This is a genomic window from Mesorhizobium sp. M4A.F.Ca.ET.090.04.2.1, from assembly GCF_003999085.1.
GTDB lineage: Bacteria > Pseudomonadota > Alphaproteobacteria > Rhizobiales > Rhizobiaceae > Mesorhizobium.
The window spans coordinates 1-3,634 of sequence record NZ_RZOT01000580.1 but is presented as its reverse complement, the minus strand read 5'-3'; the positions used below and the strand labels follow the sequence as shown (position 1 = coordinate 3,634).

Sequence of the window (3,634 nt, the reverse complement as noted above, 5' to 3'; positions counted from 1 at the left end):
AAGAAAGGCGACCAGCAACAGATCGAAGCGGCACCCGCCGAACAGCCTTCAGACCAGGTCGCGCCGGCAAACGACAACAATCGGCAGGACAATCTGCGCAAGAAGAAGCGCAAGCAGGATCAGCAGATCGAGGCTGCGCCCGCCGAGCAGGCGCCGGCCAAACAGGCGGCACCCGGCGAGCCTGTCCCGCAGACTGAACCGCTTCCCGTGCCCACCGAGCAGCAGGCAGCTCCCGCCCAGGGCGAACAGCCTCAGGACAAGAAGAAGCTTGGCAAGAAACTTGTCGGCGAGCAGCCGGTGACGGAAGAACAGCCCGCAACCGGCGAGCAGCCTGCCGCTGGCGAACAGGCGACCCAGCCCGCGCAGGGTGAAACCCCGGCCCAGGGCGAGGCCACGGCCAACCCGGACGAAGCGCCGCTTCTGGACAGCCAGAAGGACGCCCGACGCAAGCACAAGGGCGGTAAGGATCAGGCCGGCCAGAGTGCCGGCGGACAGACCACCGAAGGCCAGAACGCCGAGGGAGCCGGTCAGCCCGTTCGGCAGAACGGCGAGCAGGCGCAAGCTCCGAAGCCGGCTCCTGTCGATCAGGGACCGCCGCCAACCGACGACAAGTCGGCCCAGCAGGCAATCCAGCCTGAAAAGATCGTTCCGGTGACCGAGGAAAAAGGCACGCGCGTCGAGCGCGCGCCTGAAGAGGAAGACGTAAGCCGCCGTCCGCGTCCGCAAGGCGCCGACGTCCTCAAGCAATTCGGCGACCGCGTCATCATCCAATTCAACAACCAGACGATCGTCGAAAGCAACGATGCGCCGCGCATGCATCGCGGCGCCAGGAATGTCTACTATGAAGATCTGTCCGGCGGCCGCATTCGCGAAATCGTCGAGCGTGACAACGGCGTGCAGATCGTCACCATCCGCAACCGTTATGGCGACGTCATCCAACGTTCGCGCATCACGCCCGACGGCCGCGAATATGTGCTGAGCTATGTCGACGAGCGCTACTACCGTGATGTCGACGACTGGCGCGATCCCGGCGACGACCTGCCGCCGATGCGGCTCACCATCTCGCGCCGCGATTACATCCTGGATTCGGAGGATGTCGAGGACCCGGACGAGTACTATACCTTCCTCGAACAGCCGCCCGTCGAAAGGGTGCAGCGCCTCTACTCGGTCGACGAGGTCAAGCGCTCTGCCCGCGTGCGCGACATCGCCCGCCGCATCGACCTCGACACGCTGAACTTCGAGTTCGGCTCGGCGACGATCTCGGACACCGAGGTGCAGAAGCTGGAAGGCGTAGCCACTGCCATGGAGAAGCTGCTGAAGAAGAACCCGGCGGAAACCTTCCTGATCGAGGGCCATACCGATGCGGTCGGCACGCCCGAGGCGAACCTTGCCTTGTCGGACAGGCGAGCGGAGGCGGTCGCCGAGGCGCTCACCAATGCCTTCGGCATCCCACCCGAAAACCTGACGACGCAGGGCTATGGCGAGGAGTATCTCAAGGTCGACACGCAAGGGCCAAACCGCGAGAACCGTCGTGTTGCCATCCGCCGCATCACCTCGCTGGTGGCGCCAGTGGCCAGCGCGAATTAGCCCGCCGTTCCAGAAGCATAGTGCGGCTTCTGGATTCAGTGCGACAACAGCGCGCCCATCCCGATCCTGCCGGGATGGGCAATGCTCACAAGGGTTTGGGGCTCAAGAAGAATTCAGCTTCGATTCGAGCGAAATCATTGAATTGCCGGATTGATGTACCCAGATTCGGGACAGGGCGTTCCCTGCCCTGTCCCGACTCCAGCGGGACACATGAGCCCCGCCGGCCCTCTCCGGCGGGGTTTTGTTTGACCTTGCGAACTGAAACCAAAAGCGGAACCGGCGCATGAAACGTCTCGAACTCGCGATCGAATCGATCATCCTCGCTTCGCGTTGGCTGCTGGTCGTGTTCTATATCGGGCTTGGCCTCGCGCTCGCCATTTATGCGGTGTCGTTCGGCAAGAAGCTCTACGAGTTCGTCCTTAACGCGCTGTCGCTCGGCGACACCGACACCATCCTGAAGATACTCGGCTTGATCGACGCCGCCCTGGTCGCTTCGCTGGTGGTGATGGTGATCATCTCCGGCTACGAGAACTTCGTCAGTCGCTTCGACGAAAATGACGGCAAGGTGCACTGGCTGGGCACGATCGATGTCGGCTCGCTCAAGGTCAAGGTCGCCTCGACCATCGTCGCCATCTCCTCGATCCACCTGCTTCAGGTCTTCCTGAATTCCGTCTCCTACACCACCGACCAGCTGATGTGGCTGACCATCATCCACCTCGCCTTCGTCCTCTCGGCGCTGATGCTGGCCTATATCGACCGGCTGATGGGTCTGGCCAAAGGCAAGAAAGTTGAGGACTGAGACCTCGCCCGCTGCCCGTCAGTAGATGGTTTTGATCTTGCTTTCCGTCCGGGCAAACACCTCGTCCGGCACGAAGAAGTCGCCGGCGAGCGGCCCTGTCGCGCCCGGCGAATAGATGGAAAAATCGCTGACGCCCTCGGCACGCAGCACCTCCTCGTCGATGTAGAAATTGCCGGTCGCCTCGCGCGATGGACGCAGGAATATCGCATGCGCTGCATCGGCCATGATGTCGGGCGAACGGCTCATCGCCGCCACCGACGCGCCGCCCAGAAGATTGCGCACCGCGGCCGTGTCGATGGTCGAGATCGGCCACAGCGAGTTGACGGCGATGCCGTCCTTGGCGAATTCCGCGCTCATGCCCAGCGTGCACATCGACATGCCGAACTTGGCCATGGTGTAGGCGACATGGTTCTTGAACCATTTGGCCACCATGTCGAGCGGCGGCGCCAGATTCAGGATATGAGGATTCTTTGCCAACTTCAGGTGCGGAATGCACATTTTTGAGACCAGGAAGGTGCCGCGCGTGTTGATCTGGTGCATCAGATCGTAGCGCTTCATGTCGGTCTCCAGCGTGCCGGTAAGCTGGACGGCGCTGGCATTGTTGACGCAGATGTCGATGCCGCCGAAGCGCTCCAGCGTCTTGGCGACCGCCTCGGCCACCTGCGCCTCCTCGCGAATGTCGCATAGCACCGGCAGCGCCTTGCCGCCGGCCTGCTCGATCTCCTCCGCCGCCGTGTAGATCGTGCCCGGCAGCTTCGGATGCGGCTCCGCCGTCTTGGCGGCGATCGTCACATTGGCGCCGTCGCGCGCCGCGCGCAGCGCGATCGCCAGCCCGATGCCGCGCGACCCGCCGGAGATGAACAGCGTCTTTCCCTTGAGCGACATTTTTTCTCCGCTTCCTTAACTACATCGCAGGCGCGAACCTTTGCGCGGCAGGCGACCAGAGCGCAAGGCCCGACCCGCCGCGAGCGGGTTACGCTGCGTAGGGTCCAGAAACGAGGTGAGGCGGAACAGGGTCTATTGAGATTCCGGTCAGGCCGAGTCGAGAATGGTGGCTTCCGAGAACCGGAGCGGAGCGTACTTAAAGTACGTGAGCACGCGCATGACCCCAAAATCGGTACGATTTTTGGAAAGGATCATGCGCAAAGTATGAGTGGTACGGCGTCCTTAGCGCGTCCAACAGGACGCGCGGCGCCGTACAAGCGCAGGAAGCCGCCATTCGCAGGCCGGCCTCACCGGAATATCAAT

At 62.7% G+C, this 3,634-nt stretch carries 3 protein-coding genes; 2 read left to right on the top strand and 1 reads right to left on the bottom strand.

What is annotated here, in order from left to right; genetic code table 11:
* Together EN781_RS28495 and EN781_RS28490 are read left to right on the top strand one after the other, a co-directional pair.
* On the top strand, positions 1 to 1,587 hold a 1,587-nt coding region (locus tag EN781_RS28495), incomplete at its 5' end, for an OmpA family protein (protein ID WP_245492674.1).
* A 283-nt stretch (positions 1,588 to 1,870) separates the two neighbouring features.
* Positions 1,871 to 2,386: a TIGR00645 family protein gene (locus tag EN781_RS28490; RefSeq protein ID WP_126058806.1), complete on the top strand. Its 516-nt coding sequence runs from the start codon at positions 1,871 to 1,873 to the stop codon at positions 2,384 to 2,386.
* An 18-nt stretch (positions 2,387 to 2,404) separates the two neighbouring features.
* On the opposite strand, the gene EN781_RS28485 is transcribed toward EN781_RS28490, so the two are convergent.
* Positions 2,405 to 3,271, bottom strand: a complete 867-nt coding sequence (locus EN781_RS28485) for an NAD(P)-dependent oxidoreductase (protein WP_127400553.1) — start codon at positions 3,269 to 3,271, stop codon at positions 2,405 to 2,407.
* Positions 3,272 to 3,634: the final 363 nt, after the last annotated feature.